We start from the raw sequence: 24304 nt of genomic DNA, 5'->3' as shown, positions 1-24304 counted from the left end.
GCTTTTTGCACCCCTATTTCTAAGGCCCATGAGAGAGACGATTAGATATCCTGTGGTTTAAAGTACAAACTAACTCCGATGTGCTTGACCCCAAATGCCAACCCCGTCCGCACAAGTTTATGCGAAGAATCGAACGCAAGGCCTGGTCTATCTTTACAAGGCAGAATAGTTAAATCCTCTAGTTCATAGGTTACAAGTCGCTCTTGCCAATTACGAATAACCTGAGCGGAGTTCGCATTCTTGATGTATATGATTAAAGCTCCGCGATTTTGCTGCGCATCACCGGTTGCGTATCTAGTGCAAAGTTGTTGAAATCCTTGGAATAGATAGTCGTACGCACCGTGGATCTTTGCTTCGCCGATCCAAAGGTAGTTGTTCTTTCCTTTAACCGAAAGGTCAGTATGTCCGCCAATTTTTGTTTCGTGAGCGGCATTATATCCCATCGCTCTCAATATATTTACTATTTCCATAGTCAGCCGATCTTCGCCATCTTTGGCTCGGACTTCAGGGTTTTCTTGTATGCGTTTGATGACATCATCTAAATCGGAATGCAACGTGTCGACGAATTGATCGTAAGTACTTGCAGTTGCACGCCTGATTGATCCTGTTATGCCCGATAGTCCTAGCTCTTCGGCAAAAAGCTTCAACTGGCCAATGGTGAGGTTGTCGAATGTACTTCCACTCATGTCACCCATTGTCAACTTCCGGAGAAACTATAAAGTAGGGGTATACATAGCGGTCATAATTGTCCACGGCTATTCCTGTCTCCGGGTGTATCAACTCCCCACTTGTCTCGGCATGATATATAGTCTCGTCGTCAAGAGGGGTTATTTCATTGTCTATTATTAGTTCAAACTTCATTTCAAGAAGTTTGGTCCGCTCGCCTATCAGGTACTGTGTCAGCTTTAAAAGCTGCTCGGGCAGTTGCACCTGAGCCAATTGCGCGATCGCTGAATAACTTAAGTGCTTAATTTCTGATTTGTGCGCGAAAATGTGTTCGGCAACCCGACACACTGCCTCCCGATCTTCGGCAGGGTTGATGTCAGAGGCAATGACCCCAAGCGCATGCTCAAGGTTCATGGCTGGAGCGAGGCTAATAATTTCGTCATCAGGAAATTATAATCGTTATCGGACGCACATGACAGCAGGTAGGCTATGTCAATGGTCGGATCGGCAGCGCTGGTGAGCGCTACCGTGCCAGGGATGACGAGCTGGACATTCCCATGTTTAGAAGGGCTGTCCCAGCACTTGCTTAGCATGTGGGCGTTCAGAGAAGCTACGGTTGCAGCTCCTCCGACATGGTATTGGTCTTGGCGAAAATCTAACTGTCTGGTACGCATCTTGCCCGTGTGCACGCCAGCGCTAGTAGTTGTGTGGCCGATTTCAGCGACTCGCCCATCAGGGTTGTCATATAATTTCTTGATTGCAGGGAAGAAATTCAATGGCCCTTCAAAGTTTTTGGCTAAGTCAATTTTCTTTTCTAATGAGCGAAACGTTTTTTCATCCAGATATTTGAGGCGCTTCTCTATATCTTTAATTCTCTGAATGTCTAAGCCGTCCATGCGGATCTGGACCGTTTTGTTTATTTTGTTTATAGATATTACGTCAAACAGCTGAACCGCGCGATTGCGCACGCCGATCACTTCGTCAAACTCTCCGAAGTCATTAATGACTTTGTCGGTTATCGAGTTGAGTGGTAGTGTCTCACGTTCTGTTATGTATTGTTTGGAGCAGAATACGAACGAGATTTCATCATCACTTTCGTAGTAGTTTACGCAGTGAATCTTCAGAGGAGCCGTAACGAGTTTGTCGTGCTCAAGGGGTAAGGGGAAGCGCTTGTCATATATCGTACCCTTTTCGAGAATTTCACTTTTGAAAAGATCAATTATGGTGTTGTAATCCCCTAAAAGTTTGTAGATGCGCACCATCTTATTGCCGTGAAGTGTCAGATCGATGTACACATCTCTGAGTCCATCACTATATGCTTTACTAGTTTTCGGAGAGATTAAATACGTTGCAAGTTTGTCGATGGACTTCTCCCAACCCATCGACGCGCTCAAGTCGTTTTGATGCAATGCACTGCGAAATAACGCAAACGATACTTTTCTTTCGTTCAATCCATCGGCGTAATCAATTGCGCTCATTTATAAAAAGCTCTCCTTGCCTCGGTCGATCGCACAGTTAAGCGTCTCAATTAATCTGTGCGTGTAGTAGTCTCATCTGTTCAAGATACTATTTCGCCATTAGGCTGTCTAGCTCGTTGGCATGCCGTCTTCAGCACTTCAGTCAATCGACGAGCCGAAATACCATGGGCGTATTATGGACGTTTGCCTCGTCTCGATTCGCAGACGGGGCCGCGCATGAGGCCGGAACGAAAAGATCACTCGTTCAGTATCCGCCCTCAATGCGCCAGGAGGCGATAATTAGCTTTCGGGCGTTGGGTTGGTTTGGGAGTATGCGGAACAGAGCCTCAGGCTGCTTTACGTGCCGCCTTTTGCTTTTCGATCCATCTCTGCACCTCCTTTTGAGACCACCGCGAGTATCTGCCCAGCTTGGTAGGGGCTGGAAAAGCATGTCCTGCAATCAGCTCGTAGATTGTCGACTTGCCGAAGCCAGCTTGCCGACATACCTCTGGGAGTTTGATTAATATATCGATGTCGTTCTCGCTCATGCGATCTCCCCGATGTTCACCAGCTTGAACTCTATTACCCAAACCATCGGGTTGGCATTCCAGTTCTCGTGCCCGTTGAGTGAGACCCACAGGATTGAGAACAGCTCCTCTTCCGAGTAACCAATGCCGTCTGGGTCCAGATGGTCGCGGCAGCTCAATACGCCCTCTGCAAATGCTTGTTCCGGCGTGATGTCTTGCAGCCGTTCGATGCGTACATCTGTTATTTCCAACAGAATCCGAGACGCCCAGCGCGGCATGTGGATGCTGGGCCGCCATTTAAAACCGTAGGAGTAACCAGTTGCATCTATCCGGTAGATGCAGTGCCTCGGTTTGCGAAGGGCTGCTGGAACATCGCAGATTTTTTTGCCTGCCCTCACCCACGCTGAGTAGCTCAAGGTGTGGTTGCTCCAAGACTCATGACCTGCGTCTGGGCAGGGTAACCATGTCTCGCGTACCCAAAGCCTGTCACCTGGTTGGCCGTAGGGGCATTCGGCCAGATGTACATCTGCCGTTTGCGCCCCACTTCCCTCGGCAAGCTTCTTGTGTGGAGTAGGGAGAGACGTTTCCACTAACCGGCGCGTGACTGTCTTTTGGCCTGCCAGTAATGCGTGCGTCATCAGCCCGTTGAATAGTATGGGGCGCTCTTTAGCCATCGCTATGTTGGGCGTGGCCATATTACTGGGCCCGCTCTGAACCCGTCTGGTTGGAATTGTGCTGAGCATCGCGTTATAGGCGAATGTCAGTTCCCGAGGGTGGGCATCGCGCTGATGTAGCATCATCGCAAAGTTGGCGATGTCCTCGAAGTTGCCAGGGTTTCCCTTGGGAATATGCCCGACCAACATCTCTGCCAGCGTTCTATCCTGCACCCTGGTTTCACTCCAGCCACGAAGACCTTTAGCGCGAGCTTCAGCCAGCTTTGTTTTCATGGCTGCAGCGAAGTTGTCGACGGCCAAATTATCGGGGTGTTGGTGTACTTGGCCAGGAAAGAGACGGGCACAAAAGGCATCCAAATCTGCAAGGTATTGAGTTGCAGCTGGAGTGCCGACATTCTCGACCAGTGTGCGTGACTTACCGAGCAGGGCCACGCTGTCGGTCAGCACCGCGATGGTCTCGGTAAGTTGCCTGCGAGCTTTGTCACGCGCTCCCGTGCGGCTCATGGCTTCACCTCATTCGCGACCGTTGCGCTGGCCTGCAGGCCACACTTCGTGCATCTCAGCCCAATGTCTGAAAGGCTGGGTTCATGATGGTTGAGGAAGCGGTACAGCTCTTCCACGGGGCAATCAGACTGGAACGGCCTGTTACAGATCTGCGACAGGGCCTTACCCCCCACCACATGCTGCGCGGGCAGGCGATTTTGAGCGATTAGCGTTGCATCATGAGTGGCTGCCTCGCGCAGCTTTTCGGGGGGTACAGGCGCTTCGGTGGTGCTGCTGGGAAGAGCAGTAATGCCTGCTGCTGTGCAGCAGAGACAGTTTGTTTTTTGTGTGGTGCTCCAGCTGCTGTTGCGGAGAAAAGCGGCTTGAGCCTGAAGGTCAGTCTGTGAGTAATCACTGCCGCTTTCCTCCGATGCTTGGTTGCAAGTTGATTCATCAGGCGCTTCTGGTTTTGTGCTGACGACGTAAAGCGCGTGCGTCTGGTCATTCTCCTCGACCAGATCGGCCAGCAGCAGCGCGTTTTCGATGTCCTTGTGCAGAGTGCGTAAGACGTCAGGTCCGATCATCGACCTCAGTCGATTGTTCAGCTCTTTGTTGAAGCGGGCCGTAGCACGGAGTTCGGCAATAGCTTTGTTGTGCTGCTGGTGCAGGTCGCCAGCAGCTTGCGGGCTGAGCCGCAGCAAGGGGGTAGATCGGTTCATGCTGCGTTCACCTGCTGGGCTGATACGCCGAGCGCTTCAGCCATTTGCAACGCCTGCTGCCGGAGTGCCAGACAATCGCGTTCCAGCTTTTTGCCGGTACGAAACGCGCTGAAAGTCTCAGCAGCGATTCTCAGTTTCTCGGCTATATCGATCAGCACATCTCTTTCTTGCGCACCAAACGCCATGCCTTTCTGAAGCCTTTGGCAGTGTCGCGCCAACTGCTCATGGTCAGTGCGGATCAGCCTGAGTGATGCTTCAAGCTCATTTATCGCCACGACGTCTTGTTCGCGGGGTGTTTGCTCGCCGGTCGTGGTGCCAACTTTGATGCCGTCGCTGCGGCCCATCATGTAGCCAAACCATAAAAGCAGGCCGGCTGAAATGATGAGTCCGATCAGCGCGCAGATTTGAATTGTCGTCATGTGGTGTGCTCCTGATGAGGTTGCTCGGCTGGTGGTGGCAGCCGTTTTGGTTATGTCGGTAAGTCCGCTTCGGCTTGGGAATTGCCCATCTCTTCATCGGCTTTGTATGCGCGGATGTCGATCAGTGCTGCGACATGCCGAATGTGCGCGAACTTCGGTGCTTTGCGGCTTGTGTCCAAAGTGGTGATCGGGAGCGGGATTCGCCCGTTCTCAATCTCGGCAACAAACGACCGTTCGTTGAGGTTTCGGAAGTACTGCTCGCGCAGCTTGTCTAGGGGGATCAGCACATCTCCGAAGGTTCGATACAGCAGTTCAACGGTGGCCGCTTCCGGTGCTGGCATCAGACGTAGCGGATTCTGGTTGTGGTCCTTCATGCTGCAGCTTCTTTGGGTGGGGGAATGTAGTCGTACATGTCCATGAGCGCTTCTTGTGCTGTACGTCCGCGCCCAAATACGTACCCTGCGCAAGGTCGACGCATCGTGAGGGTGAGAGGGATCCATTGGGGTTCAGTGATGCTGAGGTCGAGCGTGACGTGGGCATCGATCATTTGAAGTTCGCATGCCAAAAATTCAGCGATGGCCAGCAACTTGATTTGCTCATGCTGCAATGGCGTTGCCGCAACAGCTTCAAGTAGTGCGGCTGAGTTCATGCCAGCAATGACAGCGGCAACGTCGTTCTGAGTGCGCTGTTCTGGCGGAATGCGCAGCAAGTCGATCAGCAAATGGTCAATCGCTTCTTGGTTCATTCGGTCTTCTCCGCTTAGGGTGGTTCCAGCTGTTCAGGCAGTGCCGTTTGGTGAGCTCGCGCAGGTGTTCAGGAACCTCAAGAAGCGCTGCATTGCGTTCCTCCCGCGTATGCAGCGCGACGATCTGGCGAGCGTATTCCCTAGGCCACGTCACGTTTGTCGGCCGGTATTTCAGGCACAGCCAGCCCCAGTTGTTCAGCGAGCCAGCGTATGCCGGGCTGCTTTACCCTGGTTGACTGGCTGTACTGCATGCCCAACTGGTGATGGAACCAGCTGCTGTCTTTGACACGCATGTACTCGCTGTCCCGTGTTGGATAGGCGGGAAGGTTCCGTTCATTGAGTAGTGCCTTTTCCCGCATCATGGCGATGAGCTTTGGTCTGCTGATGCCAAGTTGCTTGGCGGTCTGAGCTAAGGTGCGTTCCATTACTCCTCCTAGGCCGCGTGCATAGCGGGAGTCGCAATGCTGGCCAGGTGATTGATGGACTCAACGACCTTTTCATGGATTTCGGCATCTGGACCGGACAACGTGAAGCACTTGGTCCGAGGTTGTCTTACTCCGATAGTCATAAGGGTTGTAGCTGCTGTCCGGGTTCTGTTGCGATGAATCGAGACATGAATCGGCTGTTCTAGGCCAACGTCCAGGCTGAGCATGCCGCCCCGGCGAACCAGATCAAAAACTTGCAGACTCAGTTGCTCATCGAGAACGCTGTATTTTCCATCGATGCGCTTTGCCGTGGATGTACCCAAATCGAGCGCGCCGTTAGCTATCTCTTCGATGAAAGCTCCCAACTGGAGGTGCATCGTCGGGGCGTTTTGCAGAGTCAGGGAGTGGCGTTGGTTACCTACCTCTACCCTAAAGTGCGTTTCCGCTGAGGCGTGTTCGACCTTGAGGCGAAAGGGCAGGGCACCGCTCTTTGCAGAGCGAATGACGTGGTTGAACGTTTCTGTCAGCTTGGTCTGCGCTTTGAGTAAGGCCAGTGTGTTGGCGTCGAGCTTGTATTTGCTCATGCTGCCCGCCCTCCGTCGTTTGGGTCGAAGGGAAGTGGTTTCGTAACGGCTCTGAGTTTCGGCTTGCTTGGAATGAAAGTGCAGCCATGGACTACAGCCAGATGGCGAACCTCAAAAACGCGAAGGGGGTCGGTGACTCTAGGGTGGACGTGAATGGTGGTGGCTGTGGTGTGCATGGTGTTGCCTCGCTCTGTGGTGGAAGAGTGAGGCAAGTAAACAATCTGTTTGCTTTTCGGTCAACACATTTTGTTTGTCTTTAGATAAGTGACGGTCCTTTGAGGGGGCGGATGGATGACCACCAGAAAATGCGTCCAAGAATCACAATTCTTTGCGCCAATATGTCGTCAAACTCATAGTCCTCGTCAGCGTATTCGGAGGAATTGAAGCTCTTCATCCTGATCCCTGCTGGCAAGCGTTGCAAAAATTTGATGCGGAAATGCCCGTCATGGTCAATTGCGTAAATCTCTCCGTCGATTATCCGAGTCATGCCGGTATCGATACCAACAGTAGCGCCAGAAAGGATCAGTGGATGGTTGCTATCGCCATTGTTTGTTGCGAACACGGCGTTCGACGGATCCACGCCGCAGGTTCGCATAGTTGCCCTGGAGAATCTGAGCTTCGGTCCAGAGACCTCTTGGACTTCGGTACGAGCAACCTTGCCTGGTCCCGATGAAAGCTCGACCTCCTTGTAAAGCCTCAATTCAACCTCATCGTTTTCAAGTGGCGTATCGGAATCCCAAGGGGCTAGAGGCTCCAGTACGTAGAGGGGGGGCTCATTAGCAGCTGCGCGCGTCGGGTTGCGTGCCGTGGTATCGGTGCGCATGGGCACATCCTTACCTTCAAGCCAGTCACGCTCCACGACCAAGGTACGGGCAACTTCTCCAGCCATGTAGGCTGGCACGCCCCTAGACTTCCAGTTCGTGATGTTTTGCTCATTTTCTAGGTCCAGCACGCGCGCAAATTCCGCGCCTGTTAGCCCCGAATCTGCCAGTGCTTGCCGGAAGCGTTGCCCTTTGAGGAATAGCGGTTGTTTGCTCATAAACAGAATGTTACAGCGCTTGCATCAAAATGATAACAAACGTATTGTTTGCATGTTCCTTTCATTTTGTTTGAAGTGGGTAACCTCATGAGTACGCCTGATCAGATCTTTGATTTGATACTGCGGGTAGCGGAAGAAGCCGGTAAGAGCCCATCGCAGCTCGCACGCGAATGCGAGATTAGCCCGCAGCGGTTGTTTAACTGGCGTCATAGAGGCGTGCCAGTGGCTCAGGTTCGGCCGCTCGCCAAAGCACTTTCTGGCGCTATTTTGCCGCATGAGCTGCGACCTGATTTACCTGAGATATTTCCTGCACCTGAAAGCATTGATGTCGTTAAAGCTGCATAGAAAAAAGGCGACCCAAAGGTCGCCCAGTTTCCCCCAGCACGCGCCACCACAGCGGAGCCGGGCCGCGATTAAGGTTGACGGGCACACCACATGCAATCCGTCGGTCTTCATCGCGTTTTCAAGGCACGGATGCCTTGAGTTGCTGCCTCTTCCACCACAGAGCAGGCAGCTGTTGCGCCAGAGGTAAACGATGGATCGTTTGCCTCGGCACGGTGCCGGTATGACCGGCGTGTGGACCCTTTCAAGCCACGCGGCAAATGTATCACCACTACATGCTGCGCGGCACTGGCAACTTACAAGGATTAATGCCATGAGCCGAATTGCTCTGAGTTGTGTTGAACGGGCGCAGCGGGAGATCCTGCCGCTCGACCTGGCGCTTTACCATGCCGCGAGGGACTACCCTGGCGGCGCTGCTGCAATTGCCGCCACCACCGGCAGAAACCCCACTACCCTGCAACACAAGCTTTCACCAACCCACCCAAGCCACACAGTCAACATTCAGGAGTTCGGCGAGATCCTGGAGCTGACCAAGGACCGCCGCATTCTGGACGCCGTGCATGCCTTGGTCGGTGATACGACTTGGCAGGAGTTGGCAGAGGCTTATACCAACGACATGCCGGAGACGTTGACCACTGGCATTGCAGAATACTTCCATCAGGTCGCGAACCTTGCCGAGACGTGGGCTAAGAGTATCGGCGACGGTGTTGTGAGCGATCAGGAACTGGCTGAGATCCGTCTGCAGGTGTTTCGCAGCATTCAGGGCTTGCTCGGGTTGTTCAACCGCGCCTCCTACGTCAATCAGACGACGCGGGGTACTGATCATGGCTGACATTGCCGACTTTGCTAACGACCTGGTGCAGGAGCGCATAGACCAAGCCCTCGCTGCTCGGCGTGCGGCCAAACCTGCACTCGCGCTTCACTCGTTTCTTTTTTGCGAAACCTGTGAAGAGGCCATTCCCGACGCACGACGTATGGCTTTGCCCGGCTGCACGCAATGCCTGACCTGCCAATCCCTGCTGGAATTGCGTGAGGCCCGTCATGCTCGATGAGGTGTTAGGGCAATTCGCTGACTATGGCCTTGAGCCTGCTCAACCGTTGGTGTTCGGCAAGTTGACCCGTTGCAAGACATCCCAGGACAAGGGAAAGGAAAAGAACGGTTGGTACGTCATTCACGAGCATAGGACCGAAAAGAACGAGTCGCTGATCTTCGGCAGTTTTGGCGACTGGCGTTCGGGTGAGACGCAAAAGATCAAGGTGAAAGCGGGTCGAATGTCGCCCGAAGAGCGTGAGGTCATGCGCGCTCGTCAGGAGGACGCGAAGCGCCGCGCAGCTGAGGTCGCTGCCAATGCTGCCCGCCGTGCGGCCAGTCGGGCTGCCGGTATGTTCAAACGCATGCCTGATAAAGGCAAAAGCGCCTACCTGGATCGCAAGCAGATCGTCGGGTTTCGTGTTCGCTACGCACCGCGTTCAGGCGCTGTGCTGGTCCCGATGAGCAACACCCGTGATCAGATAGTCGGGCTGCAAGTCATTTACCCGGAAAAGCAACAGGATACCGGACGTGACAAGTCCTACTGGCCCTACGGTATGTCAAAGGAGGGCGCGTTTCATTTGATCGGCCCCGAGCCTGAGCCGGGTGAACCATTACTGATCTGCGAGGGGTACGCCACCGGCGCTAGCCTGCACATGGCGACTTCTTACGGAGTCGCCATTGCTTTTGATGCAGGCAACCTGCTGGCGGTCGCGAAGCTGATGCGTGACCGTCTCCCTGGTCGACCAATCATCATCTGCCGCGACGATGACTGGAAGACCAAACGCCCGAATGGACAGCCTTGGAACCCTGGCGAGGAAAAGGCCACCAACGCGGCTCTGATCGTTGGTGGTCAGGTGGTTGCGCCTATCTTCTCGGTTGAGCGTCATGACAAATGGACTGACTTCAATGATCTGCATGTCGCCGAGGGTTTGGAGGCCGTCCGCCGTCAGGTGTTAGCGGTCGTCAGGCCCCCTGCAGCAGGTGGTTGGAAAGACCAGTTGGCACGCAGTGAAAACGGCGCGCTCATTGCCCATATGCAGAATATCGAGCTGATACTCGGCAACGACGAACGCTGGGCTGGTGTCATCAGCTTCAGCGCATTCAGCTCCAAGATCGTCAAGTTGCGGGCCGCGCCTTATGGCGGTGGGACTGGCGACTGGGCTGATATCGATGATATGCGGGTCATGAAGTGGCTGGCTCAGGTCTACAACCTTCGGGTCAAAGCTTCCAGCGTCATCGAGGCGGTGAGCATAGTTGCTCACGACCACGCCTTTCACCCAGTGCGTGAGTACCTGCAGAAGCTTGAGTGGGACCAAGTGCCGCGACTGGAGCAATGGCTCATAGATGTCATGGGGGTTGAACCCTCTGAATACGTCAAAAAGGTCGGCAAGCGGTGGATGATCTCGGCGGTCGCAAGGGTAATGCGGCCTGGCTGTAAGGCTGACTCGGTGCTGATTCTTGAAGGCGCACAGGGCGCTGGTAAGTCCACTGCCATGAGCATCCTCGGGGGCGATTGGTTCATGGACACCCCCTTTGCGCTCGGCGACAAGGATGGCTTTCAGGCGATCCGTGGCAAGTGGATTGTCGAACTGGGCGAGCTGGACAGCTTCAACAAGGCCGAGAGTACCAAGGCCAAGCAGTTCTTTTCTGCCTCCACAGACACCTACCGAGAAAGCTATGGCCGGAGAACAAACGACGTGCCACGCCAGTGTGTTTTCGTGGGTACGACCAACCAAGAAGAATACCTGAAGGACGCGACCGGCAACCGACGCTACTGGCCGGTCGCGTGTACGAAGGTCGAACTTGAGCAGCTGCGTGAAATGCGTGATCAGTTATGGGCTGAGGCGATGTTTTGCTTCCAGGCAGGCGAGATCTGGTGGGTCAATCGTGACGAATCGTCCATGTTCGCCGAGGCGCAGGACGAGCGCTTTGTGGTCGACGAGTGGGAAGGGCTGATTCTGAACTGGCTGGAAGAGTCGCAGATCGGTGAAACCACCAGCGGCAACGAGTTGCTGGGCACCGCTTTGAAACTGGATGCAGGGCATTGGGGCAAGCCCGAACAGATGCGCGTCGGCGCAATCATGCACCGCCTAGGATGGAAGCGGGCGCGATCCTCTGTGCTGTCGAAAAGCGGCTTGCGGCAATGGGTCTACAAGAAACCGGCAGCGTGGGGCCGATCATCAGATCTGGTTGTCGAGAAGTTCGATGAGCCTTGCTTCAATGATTAAACGAATTGATGCGATGTTGAAACTTTGGGCCGAAGACCTGCATTCGCCTTCGCGGGGCGGAACCGCTTCGGGTGGGAACATGATCGCCATGCTGATGGAGTGCAAAGGGGAGCTGATACGCGGCACGCGGGGCAGCCGTGTGCTGCTGGATGAGTCTGCCGACATAGAGCTGATCGTCAACAAGCACCTGGCACCCGAGCTGGCGTTGGTGGTGCGTGAGCATTACTGCAACAGCGACAGCTTCCTGCATCAGAAAATCACCCACTGCGGTTGCAGTCGGCAGACCTACTACGACCGGCTGCATCAAGCACACCTGAGCATTCAAGGGCTGCTGTGGGGTAAGGCTGCTTGAGGGAGCTCGCTATTTCCCGCTTGTCCTACCTCGTCCCACTGCCTATCTACGCGGTGGGACGGGTTTTAGCCCCGTCTGCGTTGCTCCGTCCCACCGTCCCACCTTTAACCAGCATTCCCACATGTAGCGTAGCGGGCACCATCACGCGCTATGCGCGCGTCAGCGTGCGTTTAAATACTCTCTCTTTACACGGAGAAATAACAATAAAGGTAGGACAGTGGGACAACGCTTTGTTTTCGAGGGCTTCTGGCGTCCCACCTGTCTCCAGCCTAGTGGGACAGTGGGACAGGGGCAAAAAAGCGAATGGCCGATTGAGGGTATTCGTCTACATTGCCGGGGCGTTGGTGCTGTGTTGACTACATATTCGTCGGTGGCATTAATACTGGCTTGCTGCCACCGGAATCCACCTGTAAAAAGTAGTCATCTTCGATAGGTGCGACCGCATAGCGGCACACGCACTACACCACCAAACCCGGCCCTTGCGCCGGGTTTTTTGTTTTTAGCTCACCCCGAAGGGTGGTAACCGGATGCGCACCATGCCCGAAAAGAACCCCGACTTATGGGCGCACGTCTGGATGGCCCTTTCCAATCCACTATGGCAGGGCGCGATCATGGCAATCATCGTCTCTCTACTGCGCATCCTCTACGACGCCAAAGAAACCAGTAAGCGTCGGATCTTTTTTGAAGCGCTGATCTGCGGGTCGTTAAGCCTGGTCGCGTCCAGCCTGATTGAATGGATGACCTGGCCGCCCAGCCTCTCGGTGGCTGCAGGTGGAACGATTGGTTTTCTCGGTGTCACGGCCATTCGCGAGTTGGTTACCCGATTCATTGGCCGCAAGGTGGACATCACATGAAAGCCATCGCTGCTGCAATCATCATCACGCTGGTGGGCTTGTTGCTCGTTGGCATCCAGCAGAGCCAGATCGTCGCATTGCGCGGCGCGGTGGAAGTTGAGTCCACAGCCAAGAAGAAAGCGCTCGACGCCAACCTTGAAAGCGAGGCCACCATTACCACGCTTCGGGCTGAGGCCCAACGTAACGCCGCCTATCTGAAGGATCTGAATCAACGGATCAAGGCCAGCGAAAACAAAGCCAAACAGGCGAGGAAAGAATTTGAAGACCTCAAGCGCAACAGCAAGCCCGTTCGTGATTGGGCTTCTCAGCCTTTGCCTGACGGCCTGCGCGGCAAAGCCGGTGGTGGTCACAAAAACGTCAGCGGTCCGAATCGAGCCCCCTGAGCTGATTCCTTGCGAGCGTATCAACACCGATGAGGCAGATCTTCGTTCGAACGGTGACGTGTGGGAGTTGAAGGATCAGGCCATCAAGCTGCTCGACACCTGCGCCGATCAGGTCGACGCGCAGATCCTGCGCAGCCAGAGCAATTAGGCCGCACCAAAATATCAGACACTGCCATTTCTTGTTCTTGGCTCTGAGTGATCATGAATAGTGAAGTCCATCTGGTTCAGACAAGCAGGAAGGGGAATGCTCGGGCCACGAAAGTGGTGATCATGAGCGCCTTTTGAAAACCCGATTGGAATTGACCTCCAATCGGGTTGCGTTGGTTAGATAGAGCTATTGAAGAGACATGGAACTATGGGTTGGCCTACTGCAGAGCATTCACTACTCCTATCGTAAAGCGGCTGCATCATGCTTCCAATAATGAACCCAAAAATAGCGGCTATGACCAAATAGGCCTTGGCTCGCTCTTTCGGGCGATCAGTGTTGTCCATCCAAGCGCCAAAAGTCCGTAATTGACGTCCAGCTAGATACAGGAGGCAAAAAGCCAGTGGTAGGGCGAAGCTCAAGATTCCTATGTCGAAGCCTGGTTTCATGTGTAATTCCTCTTGGTTGGATCCAATCTTATAAACAATCTTTTTTTGTCTTACAACCCATAGCCTCATGATCAGGCCGAACTGCACAGTGGAGTGGAGCATGATCAGCGCCAAGGCGTTGAGGTTTGCAACGACCATTCCTCGCCCGCAATCAAGCACTGACACCCTGTAAATCCCAAAGTGGCGGGGACCCTGGGGTATTTCGGGGTATACGGGGCTGCGGACTCGCGGGACTCGGTTAGCGGACAGTTCACCAGCTTAGTGAACTGCGGTGAACAGGTGAACACCCCGTATTCATTGGGTGAACAGGACATTTCAGTATGACAGTGATCAGCAAGTCGGACTTCGCAGCACGGCGCGGCTGGGCCAAATCCTACGTTTCCAAACTGGCAAAGCAGGAACGCTTGGTTCTCACGCCGGACGGGAAGGTGGAACTGGAAGCAACCGAAGCGCTGCTGGCCGACTCTGCCGATCCGAGCAAAGCCGCTGTCGCGGCCCGCCATGAAGAGGGTCGCATTGATCGCGGTGTCTACAGCGAGCTTTTGCCGAGCGCCGAAACACCTGCGGTGCAGCCCCCGAGTAAAGGCCCGGACTTTCAGAAGTCCAGAGCGCATCGCGAGTACTACCTCGGGCGGCTGGCCGAGTCTGAGTTTCATAAGGTCCAAGGCAATCTGGTTTTGCGGGAAGCGGTTTCAAAAGCCGCCTTCACCGCTGGCCGCACCGTGCGCGACCTCATGTTCGGCCTCTCTCCTCAATTGGCCCCCGAGCTGGCTGCAATGACCGACCCGTGGCAAATCGAAAAACACCTGACGGGAGCATTCCGCCGCGTCTTTGAGGATGCTATTCGCATGACCACCGCTGACCTTGAACATGCCATGACCGAGAAATAGACCTATGCCCACTGGATATGCAGACGGTGCCGAGGTTTACCGCGAAGCGTATTGCCGTGGGCTTGAGCCCGACCCGGAACTCTGGGTCGATGAATGGGCCGATGAGTACATGCGCATCCCGCGTAACACCGGCGCAGCAGAGCCTGGCCAATACCGGACGGCCCGCACGCCGTATGCGCGTGAGCCAATGCGATGTCTGTCACCGGCTCACCCGTGCAAGCGGGTGGTTACCATGGTGGCGTCGCAGTTGATGAAAACCCAGATTGCGCTGAACTGGATCGGCGCGCTGATCCACCTGTCGCCATCGAACATCCTGGCATTGCTCCCCAGCCTCTTTCTGGCAAAGCGTGTGTCATCGCGGATCAGCAAAACCATCAAAGCGACTCCCGTTCTGCGCGAGCGTGTGGCTTCACCGCGGTCGCGGGACGCTCGCAATACGATGGACACCAAAGAGTTCGAAGGCGGATCTTTGTACGCCACCACAGCCGGTTCTGCAGCCAACCTTTCCGAAGTTTCGGCACGGTTTGTTTACGGTGATGAGGTGGATCGCTGGGACGTGGATGTCGATCAAGAGGGTGATCCGATAGAACTGGCCGAAACGCGGGGCAGTACCTTCGGGCGCAACGCCAAGTTCTACTTCTCCAGCTCGCCGACCATTAAAGGCGCTTCGCGTATCGATGACCTGTTCTCGACCAGCGACCAGCGCTACTACTACGTGCCATGCCCAACATGTGGGCACATGCAAACGCTGGAGTGGGAGCGCCTGCTGTACTCGCCGGACTTCAGCACCGTTCATTACCAGTGCGCCGGTCCTGGCTGCGACGTCCTGATCGAGGAGTTTCACAAGGGGGACATGCTCGCCCGTGGCGAATGGCGCTCACATGCCCAGGGCGACGGGGAGACCGTCGGTTTTCATCTCAATGCGCTGTATGCACCACTCGGTTGGACGAGTTGGGTCACGCTCGCGAAGCAATATGAAAAGGCCAAAAAGGCTCAGGACCGTGGCGACCTTGAACCGATGCAGGTGTTCTACAACACCCGTCTCGCCAAGGTCTGGGACAGCGCTCAGGAGCAGACCAAAGCAGCCGTGCTGCAAGCCCGAGCCCTGCAGGAAAACTACGTGCTGGGCTCTATGCCCGCTGGTGTTCTGTCGCTTACAGCCTCTGTCGACGTGCAGGCCAACCGTCTGGAAATGATGGTGGTTGGCTGGGGCGAAGGCATGGAGCGCTGGATCGTTGACTTCCAAGTGATCATGGGCGATCCCTCCGATGATCGCACCTGGCTAGTGCTGGATGAAAAGCTCAAAGAGCGCTACCGCCACCCGTGTGGCGTGAGCTTGGCGATCTTGGCAACGGGTGTCGACTCAGGGGGGCACCACACTCACGAGGTGTATCAGTTCTGTCGCGTTCGACGCTGGCGCAATGTCTTCGCCATCAAAGGCGCAAGCAAACCCGGCAAACCGGTGATCGCTCAACGGCCCTCACTGGTAGACGTCACATGGAAAGGTCAGACCGAGCGCAACGGTGCGGAGCTGTGGATGGTCGGCACCGACACGGCAAAGGACTGGATCTACAACCGCTACCACCTGGAAAGCGGGCCGGGCGCGCTGCACTTTCCAAGGGATTTACCCGATGACTTCTTCGCCCAATGCGTGGCCGAGCGCAAGGTTACTCGCTACGTCAAAGGCTTCAAGCGCATCGAGTGGGTGAAGGGCAAGGCAGAACGCAACGAAGCGTTGGACCTGCTGGTGTACAGCCTCGCGATGGCGCATTACCTGGGGCTGCATCGCTACGGGGAACACAACTGGGCCAGGCTCAAAAATGCCTTGGCGCAAGCCGGTCTATTCGACGACACCGGTCACGCAAAAGCCCCTGTGACAGAGCGTCTGAGTGTCGAGCAAAAACCTGAGCCGAGGCCGGAACCTCGACCCCAGCCTGTGGCTGCTGCCGTTCAAGCGCCAGATCGTCCGACTCCGCAACCCCAGCAACCCACGCAACGCCGCGCCTCCACCAGCGGCTATTTGAAGAGACGTTGATATGGCTTACACCCAGAAGCACCTTGATGCCGTCGAGGCAGCGATAGGGCGTGGTGAAAAGATCGTGCGTTACGCAGATCGGACGGTCGAGTACCGCTCGGTTGATGAGCTGATCCAGGCTCGCGATCTGATCCGCACCAGCCTGACCAACGCTGCCGGTCCACGCTCGCGGGTTGTCCGCCTATACCACGGAGGCAAAGGCCTGTGAGCACTCGTTACCCTACGCTGTCGCGCTCAGGCTTTCTGGTGCCGGAGCGCATCAAGGCCAGCTATGAAGGCGCTGCCGACGGTCGCCGATCTGCCACCTGGGACGCACCTGATACAGGCGTCAACAGCCTGATCATGCCCGCGCTGCGCAACTTGCGCTCCCGCTCCAGAGCCGCAGTGCGCAATGACCCTTATGCGGCCAATGCCATTGATCGTAGGGTCAGCAACCTGATCGGCACCGGCATCACTCCGCAGCCCAGGATCGCGGACAAGGAGTTGCGCCGTATCTTTCAGGAGACGTGGGAGGACTGGGTAGACGAATCCGATGCCGATCAACTGACCGATTTTTACGGCCAGCAAGCCTTGATCGCCCGGACGGTCGAGCAGTCGGGCGAATGCTTCGTCCGGTTGCGACCCAGGCGCATGGACGACGGCCTGGCAGTGCCCTTTCAGTTGCAATGCCTGGCACCCGAGTTCGTTCCGCATGACAAGTTTGAGGTGACCAGTACCGGCAACATTATCCGCGCCGGGATCGAATTTAACGGATTCGGCAAGCGGGTGGCCTACTGGTGTTATCGATCGCACCCGAGTGACATGACCTCTATTAACGCCGGATACAACATGCTGGTGCGTATCCCGGCCAGCCAGATGCTGCACATCTTTGAGCCGGTGGAGCCCGGCCAGCTTCGTGGTGTGCCTCGACTGGCACCGGTGCTGAAGCGCCTGCGCAGTCTGGACAACTACGACGATGCTGTCCTGTTCCGTCAGGAGGTGGCCAACCTGTTCGCGGGCTTCATTCGCAAGCCTGCTACTGACGGTCCGCCCATGCTTGACCCGTTGACGGGCGCGCCCATCAAGGTCGGGGGCGATGGCTTCACGCCGATGGTTGCGCTGGAGCCTGGCACGATGCAGGAGCTGCTGCCGGGGGAGGAGGTCGAGTTCTCGACACCGCCCGATGGCGGCAACAACTACCCCGACTTCATGCGGCAGCAACTAATGGCTGCTGCTGCCGGTGCTGGGTTGCCCTATGAGTTGATGACCGGCGACATGCGGGGCGTCAACGACCGCACCATCCGCGTGGTGCTCAATGAGTTTCGTCGGCGTCTGGAGCAGCTGCAGTTCAGCGTGTATGTCCACCAACTGTGCCGTCCCGTGCGGGCGGCATGGATGGACATGGCGGTGTTGTCGGGTGCTTTGCAACTGGACGACTACGCGGCACGCCGCCGTGAATACCTGCGCACGCGCTGGGTGCCGCAAGGCTGGTCCTACATTCACCCGGTGCAGGACGTGCAATCAAGAACGATGGAAATCAACGCGGGGCTCGCCTCGCGCAGCGAGATGTGCCTGCGCACCGGCACTGATGCCGAGATCGTGGACGAAGAAAACGCCGCTGACGCGGCTCGTGCCCGTGGACTGGGCCTCAACTACAGCACCTTGTCGGCGTTCGATGAGGACCCCGACGAGAAGGAGAACCCATGAAACCGCTGTTGCCGTTTCGCATTTTCAACAAGGCTCCGGTTGCCTTGGCGGTCGAGGACCAGAACTGGTACCGCATCAAGGCTGAAACCCAGGCCGAGCAGACCACCATCGAGATCTACATCTACGGTGAGATCGGCGGCTGGGGCATCACGGCCAACCAGTTCATTCAGGACCTAAAAGCCATTGATGACGGCGTGTCGCCCATCATTGCGGCGTTCAACACCATCGGTGGTGATCTGTTCGACGGGCTGGCGATTCACAACGCGTTGAACCGCTTGGGCGAGCGCTGCACGGCGCGGATTGATGCGTTGGCAGCGAGTGCCGGGAGTGTTGCAGCGTGTGGCGCACACCGCATGGTCATGGCGTCCAACGCCATGTTGATGATCCACAACCCGTGGACCTACACAGCCGGTGATGCCGAGGACCTGCGCAAGGTCGCCGATGTGCTGGACCAGACGCTGGAAGCCATCATCGCGGCGTATAAGGCCAAGTCGCCGAACATCGACGAGGTCGAGCTGCGGCGCATGGTCAACGCTGAAACCTGGCTCACCGCGCCGGAAGCACTGGCACTTGGCCTGGCCGATGAGATCGGGGCCGGGGTAGAGGTCAAAGCCTGCCTGGGGCAGGGCGCTGCCATACAGCGTTTCCGCCAGACACCGAAGGCCCTGCTGGATCAGCTCAATGCCGCAGAACCTGAGCCTGAAGAGGACGACCTGCCAACTGATCCTGAACCGGCTGATGCATCCGCCTTGGCGCTGATGATTACGAAAGCCTGCGGCGCGGCGGGCATCAACAACCTGATTGAGCCTTTGATTGCGTCCACCAAGCTTGCCGATCAAGCAACGGTGCAGGCGGCGATCACCCAGGCCAAGGATGTGCGCGACCTGTGTGTTGCGGCTCGCTTGCCGGAGCTGACTGCCGAATTCGTCAGCGCAGGTCTGGACAAGCAGGCCGTGCAGGCGCGTCTGTTTGAGAAGCTGGTCAGCAGCGGCAAGGGCTTTGAAATCGATAACAGCCTGCCGCTGCAGGACGATCCACCGGCCAAGGTCCAGGCCAAACAACCCGATCACCACGACATCTACGCGGCCCGCAGGGCGGCGCAGGGTGGCAAGAAACCGACCGCTACAGGAGCACGTCCATGACCATCAAAATGGAGCCTATCCATGCCGGTGAATTCCTTCTTTCCGAAGGTCCCGGAAACATCTCGCGAGAGTCGATCAACGTGGCAGCCAGTGGGGCCCTGAATGCGGGCCAGTTGCTGGGTCTGGTTGCAGCCTCCGGCGAGTTCGCGCCCTATGATCCGACCGCCGAAGACGGCAGCGAGATCGCCACAGCGATCCTTTTCGCACCGCTTCCTGAGTCCGATATCGTTCGCCGTGGTCGCGCCGTCGTGCGACTGGCCGAGGTCGCAGAGACGCTGCTGACCGGTCTGGATCTGGACGCTGAAAAGGCGCTGGCCAAGCAGTTCATCTTCCTTCGCTGATCGATTTATCGGCCACAAAACCCTGATTCACTTTCGTTTATCCGACCCCGCCATTTGCGGGGTTTCGTTTTTCTGGAGAATACCCCCATGGCCGATATCGCCATTTTCGACGACGAAGCATTCAGCGTCGCCACGCTCACCGCTGCCATCAACGAACAACCGTACTTGCCCGGTCGCATCAGCAGCCTTGGCCTGTTTCAGGAAGAGGGCATCGCGACCTTGACCGTGCAGATCGAAAAGGACGGCGACACCCTGGCGCTGGTCCCGGCCGGTGAGCGTGGCAGCTCTGGTCTTGTGGTCACTGGCACGAAGCGTCGCATGATTCCATTCAACACCGTCCACCTGCCGGAGCGCTTCACGATCCGGGCGGATGAGATTCAAGGCATCCGCGCATTCGGTTCCCGCACTGAACTGCAGGCCGTGCAGGATGTGATCAACACCCGGCTGGCTCGTGCCCGCCGTCAGCTCGACGCCACTCACGAGTTCCAGCGCATGGGCGCACTGAATGGCCAAGTGCTGGATGCAGACGGCATAACCGTGCTGCTGGACATCTACGCGGCCTTTGGCGTGCAGCGTCAGAGCCTGTCCATGGGCCTGAACGACGAGAAAACGGAACTGCGCGTCAAAGCAGGCGAGGCGCTGGATATGCAGGAGGATGCGCTGGGCAGCGTAACCACCAGTGGTTCGCGGGCATTCTGCGGCAAGCACTTCTGGAACAAGATGATCGTTCACACGTCGGTCAAAGAGACCTACCTCAACTCGGCGCAGGCGTCCGAGTTGCGTGGCGATGCTCGCGAAAGTTTCGAGTTCGGTGGGATCGTTTGGGAACGCTACCGTGGCAAGGTCGCCGGTATCGCTTTCGTGAATGACGACGAGGCGCTTCTGGTGCCCGAGGGTGTCCCGGACCTGTACATCTCGGCCTTCGCTCCAGCGGACTACATGGAAACAGTCAACACGCAGGGCATCCCGTACTACAGCAAGCTGGAAACGCTGCCGTTCGGCAAGGGCGTGGCGGGTGAAGCACAGTCCAACCCGCTGCATCTTTGCACCCGACCTCGGGCGCAGATCCGCCTGACGCTGTAGTCATGGCGTTCCGTGACTTGATCGAAACCCTGGATGACGCCGTGTTCGATGTCCTTAGCGACACGGCGTTCATTGAGGGGCGCGAGGTGTCGGGCATGTTCTCGGCACCTTGGCTGCAACCCAAGCTGGGCCGCATCAATACCGGGCTGCGCGAACCACACCTGGTCATTCGGGTAGCCGACGCGCAGGGCATTGTCGAGCGGCAGCAGGTACGTATCGATCTGCCCGTGCAGGACGGCGGTGGTACGTACACGCTGGTCCGTCAGGAGCCGGGTGGCGATGCGTTGATCACGTTGATTCTGAGGATTAACCCATGAGCGTAGGCAGCTTCTACAAGCAGTCGGCCAAGGATGGCATGATCACCCTGCAGCCATCTTCGGCTGATCTGGAAGCGTTCAAGGACTTTGCAGCGGCGGTTCCCAAAGCAGCAGCAGCGGCCCAGCGGCGCGCCATCAACAAGACGCTCCGTTGGTTGCGCACGCACATCGCAAGAGCGGTGGGGCGCCAGGAACGCATCGCCGTCGCAGCTGTGCGGCAACGCCTCCGGGCTTACCCGGTGAGCGGTGGCACGATGCGCGGCAAGCTCTGGTTTGGTCTGGATGCCATTTCTGCCAGTCGTATCGGCCGTGCGCGGCAGAGCCGTACCGGCGTATCCGTTGCCGGTCGCCGTTATCAGGGGGCGTTCTTCAAAACGGTTTATGGCGGCAGTCCTGATATCTGGATCCGGACCGCGAGCAAGCATTTCGACTCAGGCGCGTACGCCGAAACGCGGCAAGGCAAACGCCGCTCCGGGTTCATCGAAGAAAATGGCAGCCGCTTTCCGTTGGCCAAAGCCAAGGTATCGCTTGAAGAGGCGAGGCCACATTTTGATAACTGGGTGAAACGTGCTGATGAGCGCCTGCTGGAGATCCTCAAGCAGGAATTCAATTACGAGCTGCAGAAGTACCTGAAAGGAACTGCCCGTGCCTGACCAAGCGTTCAATCTTGATTCACTGTACGAAGCCATTGAACGACACATCAGGGCCGCGATTCCCGGTCTTGAGTACGTCGGCACCATGCCGGATATGCTTCAGCAGATCCTCGTCCCGGCCGTGCTGATCGAGCTGGTGGAGTTTGAGCCCGGCATTGATCAGGGCACCGGGGAAACGGCCCTGATTGCCCGGTTCGAAGCACGGGTGATCGTGGGGTCCGAACGCGAGCAATGCCAGCAGCAGGCCGCCTTTGCAGCCACTCAGTTGGCAGTATTGTTGAGGCTGCAAACCTGGGGGCTTGAGGTCGAGCCCGCCGAGTTCGTGAGAGCCGCACAAGACTGGTCGCGTCCTGAACTGGACGGTTACGCGGTCTGGGTCGTCGAATGGACCCAAGGGATCTACCTCGGCGAGGAGGAATGGCCTTGGCCTAATGAGCCGCCTGGCACTCTGGTGTTTGCCTTCAGTCCGGACACCGGACGTGGTAACGAAGATCAGTACCAGTCGCCTGAGGACATGTGATGAGTTTCGCGTTGGCTGAACATGACCGCATGCTGGCTGGTGTGGTGAAGGACTGCTATGTCGTTGCGCTGGACCTTGCCGCGTCACCTCCGGTATGCCGTGTTTCGGATGGTGACTGGGTCAGCGCCTGGGTGCGCTGGCACAGCGTGGCGGCAGGGAAGGCAAGGCACTGGCGGGCACCGACCCTTGGTGAACAGGGCACGTTGCTCAGTGCCAGCGGTGACGTGTCGCAAGGCACGTTCATTCCGGGGCTGTATGGCAATGCCGGTGCCCAGCCTGACAATCGCGATCATGTGGAAGTCTGGCGCTTCGACGACGGCGGTTCCCTGATCTACGACTGGCAGACCAACACTTACACGATTGATCTGCCTACCGGGACGGTGACTGTCACCGTCGGAGCCAGCTCGGCCGTTGTGACTGACGACTCTATCAGCGCGACCTCCGGAACGATCACCGCCAAGGCAGCCACGATCACGCTGGACGGAAACGTCACGATCAGCGGAACGCTCGCCGTCGCCGGTGATATTCGCGGCGGTGGCCAGATCATCGACACCGGTGGCAACACCCCGAACCACAAGCACTGACCCGGCCCGCACTGCGGGCTTTTTAATGTCTGGAGATAACCCATGGCGACCGTAAAAATCGATAAGACTTCTGGTGACCAACCGGCAGCCCCAACAGGCCAGGTCACCCCCACGGCGATATCAGCTACTGACGCCTTGCCTCATCCCGCGCCCGCTGTAGCGGTGCGGATGTATCGAGACACGCTGTTCACCTCGCGCACGCTGATTCTGCCGGATGACCGCACCCTTGCTGTCGCCAAGGGCATTGCCACGGCGCAGGTCGATGACACCGTCGCGCTGGAGTACCTGCGTGCACACCCGGACCTTAAACCGCTGGAGTAACTCATGATCGGAATGGATCGCCGTACCGGTCAGTCTGTCTCCGGCCTGACGCACCTGCGGCAGTCCATCGAAGACATTCTGGGCACTCCTGTGGGCAGCCGCCGAATGCGCCCGGAGTACGGCAGCAAGATCCGGCGCTTTGTCGATCTGCCTGTGAACGAGGGCTGGAAAAGCGCGGTGCAGGCCGAGGTGGCCAAATCGCTAGGCCGTTGGGAACCTCGCCTGAGACTTGAGCGTGTCAGGGTGATTGCGGTCCTGAACGGCCAGGTCACCTTGGAATTGCAGGGGACGTATCTGGGTGACAATGCGGTGTTGGAGGTGACGGCATGAGCTTGATTGAACTGTCGGCGCTGCCCGCGCCGCAAGTGCTTGAGGACCTGGACTTTGAAGAAGAATATCAGGGGGAGCTAGCCGCCTTTCGCGAATACATGGGCGACAACTGGAGCGCTTTGCTGGAAAGCGACCCGGTCACCAAGTTGCTCGAACTGGGGGCTTACAGACGGCTTCAGAACCGTGCGCGTGTCAACGACGCGGCAAAGTCATTGATGCTGGCATATGCCCAGAAAGCCGATCTTGATCAGTTGGCAGCCAACGTCAACCTCAAACGTCTGGAGATCCAGGCAGCAGACCCTGTTGCAGTGCCTCCCACTGCAGCTGTCATGGAAGAAGACGATGCGCTTCGGGAGCGTGTCCAGCTTGCCTACGAGGGACTGACCACGGCGGGGCCACGAAACAGCTACATCCTTCACGCACGCAACGCCTCAGGTTTGGTGGCCGACGCCACTGCGGAAAGCCCATCACCGGCAGCCGTGGTGGTTACGGTACTAGCGTTGGAAGGCAGTGGTGTAGCTGGAGCGGATCTGCTGGAGACGGTTCGGCTCAACCTCAGTGACGAGGATGTGCGTCCCTTGGGGGATCGCTTGACCGTTCAGAGCGCTGAGATTTTGCCTTACCGCATCAATGCTGTCGTCCACATGGTGGGGAGCGGGCCTGAAACTGAGGCTACTCTGGCTGAATGCAAGAACCGGCTGGGGGCCTGGATCAACCCCAGGAGACGTCTGGGCCTTGAGGTGGCTCGATCCGGCATTGACGCGCAGCTGCACATCAGCGGCGTCAGTCGGGTTGATCTTCAGGACTGGAAGGACATCCGCCCGACCAAGGCGCAGGCCGCCTGGTGTGAAGCATTCACCGTGACGCGGGGTAGTTGA

33 protein-coding genes are annotated in these 24304 nt (G+C 57.0%); 21 read left to right on the top strand and 12 right to left on the bottom strand.

Annotated features, from left to right (window positions below; genetic code table 11):
• Window positions 1-41: 41 nt before the first annotated feature.
• From POR16_RS22530 to POR16_RS22470, 12 genes are all read right to left on the bottom strand, one after another.
• Entirely contained in the window at window positions 42-695 is a 654-nt protein-coding gene (locus POR16_RS22530; protein WP_005896724.1) for a hypothetical protein, read from the bottom strand.
• Window positions 688-1080, bottom strand: coding sequence for a hypothetical protein (locus POR16_RS22525; protein ID WP_005896727.1), 393 nt, complete (start codon window positions 1078-1080; stop codon window positions 688-690). Before POR16_RS22525 ends, POR16_RS22530 begins: the two co-directional genes overlap by 8 nt.
• Entirely contained in the window at window positions 1077-2144 is a 1068-nt protein-coding gene (locus POR16_RS22520; RefSeq protein WP_005896730.1) for a hypothetical protein, read from the bottom strand. The genes POR16_RS22525 and POR16_RS22520 overlap by 4 nt, the downstream gene beginning before the upstream one ends.
• A gap of 326 nt (window positions 2145-2470) precedes the next feature.
• Entirely contained in the window at window positions 2471-2671 is a 201-nt protein-coding gene (locus POR16_RS22515) for a helix-turn-helix transcriptional regulator (protein ID WP_005896733.1), read from the bottom strand.
• Window positions 2668-3828, bottom strand: a complete 1161-nt coding sequence (locus POR16_RS26195; RefSeq protein WP_005896736.1) for a hypothetical protein — start codon at window positions 3826-3828, stop codon at window positions 2668-2670. The genes POR16_RS22515 and POR16_RS26195 overlap by 4 nt, the downstream gene beginning before the upstream one ends.
• Window positions 3825-4526 carry a hypothetical protein gene (locus POR16_RS22500; protein WP_005896740.1) on the bottom strand — a complete coding sequence of 234 codons (702 nt, stop codon included), beginning with the start codon at window positions 4524-4526 and terminating at the stop codon, window positions 3825-3827. The genes POR16_RS26195 and POR16_RS22500 overlap by 4 nt, the downstream gene beginning before the upstream one ends.
• Window positions 4523-4945 carry a hypothetical protein gene (locus POR16_RS22495; RefSeq protein WP_005896743.1) on the bottom strand — a complete coding sequence of 141 codons (423 nt, stop codon included), beginning with the start codon at window positions 4943-4945 and terminating at the stop codon, window positions 4523-4525. The genes POR16_RS22500 and POR16_RS22495 overlap by 4 nt, the downstream gene beginning before the upstream one ends.
• Before the next feature lie 50 nt (window positions 4946-4995).
• A complete protein-coding gene (locus POR16_RS22490; RefSeq protein WP_005896747.1) occupies window positions 4996-5319 on the bottom strand; it encodes a pyocin activator PrtN family protein in 324 nt (107 codons plus the stop codon).
• Window positions 5316-5690, bottom strand: coding sequence for a hypothetical protein (locus POR16_RS22485; protein ID WP_005896750.1), 375 nt, complete (start codon window positions 5688-5690; stop codon window positions 5316-5318). The genes POR16_RS22490 and POR16_RS22485 overlap by 4 nt, the downstream gene beginning before the upstream one ends.
• 140 nt (window positions 5691-5830) lie before the next feature.
• Window positions 5831-6115 carry a phage antirepressor KilAC domain-containing protein gene (locus POR16_RS22480; RefSeq protein WP_005896753.1) on the bottom strand — a complete coding sequence of 95 codons (285 nt, stop codon included), beginning with the start codon at window positions 6113-6115 and terminating at the stop codon, window positions 5831-5833.
• Between the two features lie 8 nt (window positions 6116-6123).
• On the bottom strand, window positions 6124-6699 hold the full coding sequence (locus tag POR16_RS22475) for a hypothetical protein (RefSeq protein WP_005896756.1): 576 nt from the start codon (window positions 6697-6699) through the stop codon (window positions 6124-6126).
• A 256-nt stretch (window positions 6700-6955) separates the two neighbouring features.
• A complete protein-coding gene (locus POR16_RS22470) occupies window positions 6956-7738 on the bottom strand; it encodes a S24 family peptidase (RefSeq protein ID WP_005896759.1) in 783 nt (260 codons plus the stop codon).
• A gap of 87 nt (window positions 7739-7825) precedes the next feature.
• Here POR16_RS22470 and POR16_RS22465 point away from each other — a divergent pair, with 87 nt between their 5' ends.
• The 21 genes from POR16_RS22465 to POR16_RS22355 all read left to right on the top strand — a co-directional run bounded on the left by POR16_RS22465 (window position 7826) and on the right by POR16_RS22355 (window position 24304).
• Window positions 7826-8083 carry a YdaS family helix-turn-helix protein gene (locus POR16_RS22465; RefSeq protein ID WP_005896762.1) on the top strand — a complete coding sequence of 86 codons (258 nt, stop codon included), beginning with the start codon at window positions 7826-7828 and terminating at the stop codon, window positions 8081-8083.
• Window positions 8084-8393: 310 nt separating this feature from the next.
• Entirely contained in the window at window positions 8394-8912 is a 519-nt protein-coding gene (locus tag POR16_RS22460; RefSeq protein WP_005896765.1) for a phage regulatory CII family protein, read from the top strand.
• On the top strand, window positions 8905-9132 hold the full coding sequence (locus POR16_RS22455; protein WP_005896768.1) for a TraR/DksA family transcriptional regulator: 228 nt from the start codon (window positions 8905-8907) through the stop codon (window positions 9130-9132). The genes POR16_RS22460 and POR16_RS22455 overlap by 8 nt, the downstream gene beginning before the upstream one ends.
• Complete coding sequence (locus tag POR16_RS22450) at window positions 9122-11341, top strand: VapE domain-containing protein (protein ID WP_122381150.1); 2220 nt, start codon at window positions 9122-9124, stop codon at window positions 11339-11341. Before POR16_RS22455 ends, POR16_RS22450 begins: the two co-directional genes overlap by 11 nt.
• Window positions 11334-11693 (top strand): PA0613 family protein, encoded by a 360-nt coding sequence (locus POR16_RS22445; protein WP_122381151.1) that lies wholly within the window; start codon window positions 11334-11336, stop codon window positions 11691-11693. The genes POR16_RS22450 and POR16_RS22445 overlap by 8 nt, the downstream gene beginning before the upstream one ends.
• A gap of 527 nt (window positions 11694-12220) precedes the next feature.
• A complete protein-coding gene (locus POR16_RS22440) occupies window positions 12221-12547 on the top strand; it encodes a phage holin, lambda family (protein WP_005896772.1) in 327 nt (108 codons plus the stop codon).
• Entirely contained in the window at window positions 12544-12930 is a 387-nt protein-coding gene (locus tag POR16_RS22435) for a hypothetical protein (RefSeq protein WP_005896774.1), read from the top strand. Before POR16_RS22440 ends, POR16_RS22435 begins: the two co-directional genes overlap by 4 nt.
• 914 nt (window positions 12931-13844) lie before the next feature.
• Complete coding sequence (locus POR16_RS22420; protein ID WP_005896780.1) at window positions 13845-14414, top strand: hypothetical protein; 570 nt, start codon at window positions 13845-13847, stop codon at window positions 14412-14414.
• Between the two features lie 4 nt (window positions 14415-14418).
• Window positions 14419-16449, top strand: a complete 2031-nt coding sequence (locus tag POR16_RS22415) for a phage terminase large subunit family protein (RefSeq protein WP_122381152.1) — start codon at window positions 14419-14421, stop codon at window positions 16447-16449.
• A gap of 1 nt (window position 16450) precedes the next feature.
• Window positions 16451-16657, top strand: a complete 207-nt coding sequence (locus POR16_RS22410) for a phage head-tail joining protein (protein ID WP_003377401.1) — start codon at window positions 16451-16453, stop codon at window positions 16655-16657.
• Window positions 16654-18135, top strand: coding sequence for a phage portal protein (locus POR16_RS22405; protein ID WP_005896782.1), 1482 nt, complete (start codon window positions 16654-16656; stop codon window positions 18133-18135). The genes POR16_RS22410 and POR16_RS22405 overlap by 4 nt, the downstream gene beginning before the upstream one ends.
• Window positions 18132-19277, top strand: a complete 1146-nt coding sequence (locus POR16_RS22400; RefSeq protein ID WP_005896784.1) for a head maturation protease, ClpP-related — start codon at window positions 18132-18134, stop codon at window positions 19275-19277. The genes POR16_RS22405 and POR16_RS22400 overlap by 4 nt, the downstream gene beginning before the upstream one ends.
• Entirely contained in the window at window positions 19274-19618 is a 345-nt protein-coding gene (locus tag POR16_RS22395; RefSeq protein ID WP_005896785.1) for a head decoration protein, read from the top strand. The genes POR16_RS22400 and POR16_RS22395 overlap by 4 nt, the downstream gene beginning before the upstream one ends.
• Window positions 19619-19705: 87 nt before the next feature.
• The gene (locus POR16_RS22390) at window positions 19706-20701 is read left to right on the top strand and encodes a major capsid protein (RefSeq protein WP_005896787.1); all 996 of its coding nucleotides are present in this window, start codon (window positions 19706-19708) and stop codon (window positions 20699-20701) included.
• Between the two features lie 2 nt (window positions 20702-20703).
• Window positions 20704-21018: a head-tail joining protein gene (locus POR16_RS22385; protein WP_005896789.1), complete on the top strand. Its 315-nt coding sequence runs from the start codon at window positions 20704-20706 to the stop codon at window positions 21016-21018.
• Window positions 21015-21671 (top strand): hypothetical protein, encoded by a 657-nt coding sequence (locus tag POR16_RS22380; RefSeq protein ID WP_122381153.1) that lies wholly within the window; start codon window positions 21015-21017, stop codon window positions 21669-21671. Before POR16_RS22385 ends, POR16_RS22380 begins: the two co-directional genes overlap by 4 nt.
• A complete protein-coding gene (locus POR16_RS22375) occupies window positions 21664-22191 on the top strand; it encodes a hypothetical protein (protein WP_005896795.1) in 528 nt (175 codons plus the stop codon). Before POR16_RS22380 ends, POR16_RS22375 begins: the two co-directional genes overlap by 8 nt.
• Complete coding sequence (locus POR16_RS22370; protein ID WP_005896798.1) at window positions 22191-22775, top strand: phage baseplate assembly protein V; 585 nt, start codon at window positions 22191-22193, stop codon at window positions 22773-22775. Before POR16_RS22375 ends, POR16_RS22370 begins: the two co-directional genes overlap by 1 nt.
• Before the next feature lie 42 nt (window positions 22776-22817).
• Window positions 22818-23096 (top strand): hypothetical protein, encoded by a 279-nt coding sequence (locus POR16_RS26370; RefSeq protein ID WP_042932983.1) that lies wholly within the window; start codon window positions 22818-22820, stop codon window positions 23094-23096.
• 3 nt (window positions 23097-23099) lie between these two features.
• Window positions 23100-23426, top strand: a complete 327-nt coding sequence (locus POR16_RS22360; RefSeq protein WP_005896802.1) for a GPW/gp25 family protein — start codon at window positions 23100-23102, stop codon at window positions 23424-23426.
• Window positions 23423-24304, top strand: a complete 882-nt coding sequence (locus POR16_RS22355) for a baseplate assembly protein (RefSeq protein ID WP_005896804.1) — start codon at window positions 23423-23425, stop codon at window positions 24302-24304. Before POR16_RS22360 ends, POR16_RS22355 begins: the two co-directional genes overlap by 4 nt.

The sequence above is a fragment of the Pseudomonas coronafaciens pv. oryzae str. 1_6 genome, assembly GCF_000156995.2.
GTDB classification, from domain to species: domain Bacteria; phylum Pseudomonadota; class Gammaproteobacteria; order Pseudomonadales; family Pseudomonadaceae; genus Aquipseudomonas; species Aquipseudomonas tremae.
This window is presented reverse-complemented; position numbering and strand designations above follow the sequence as displayed.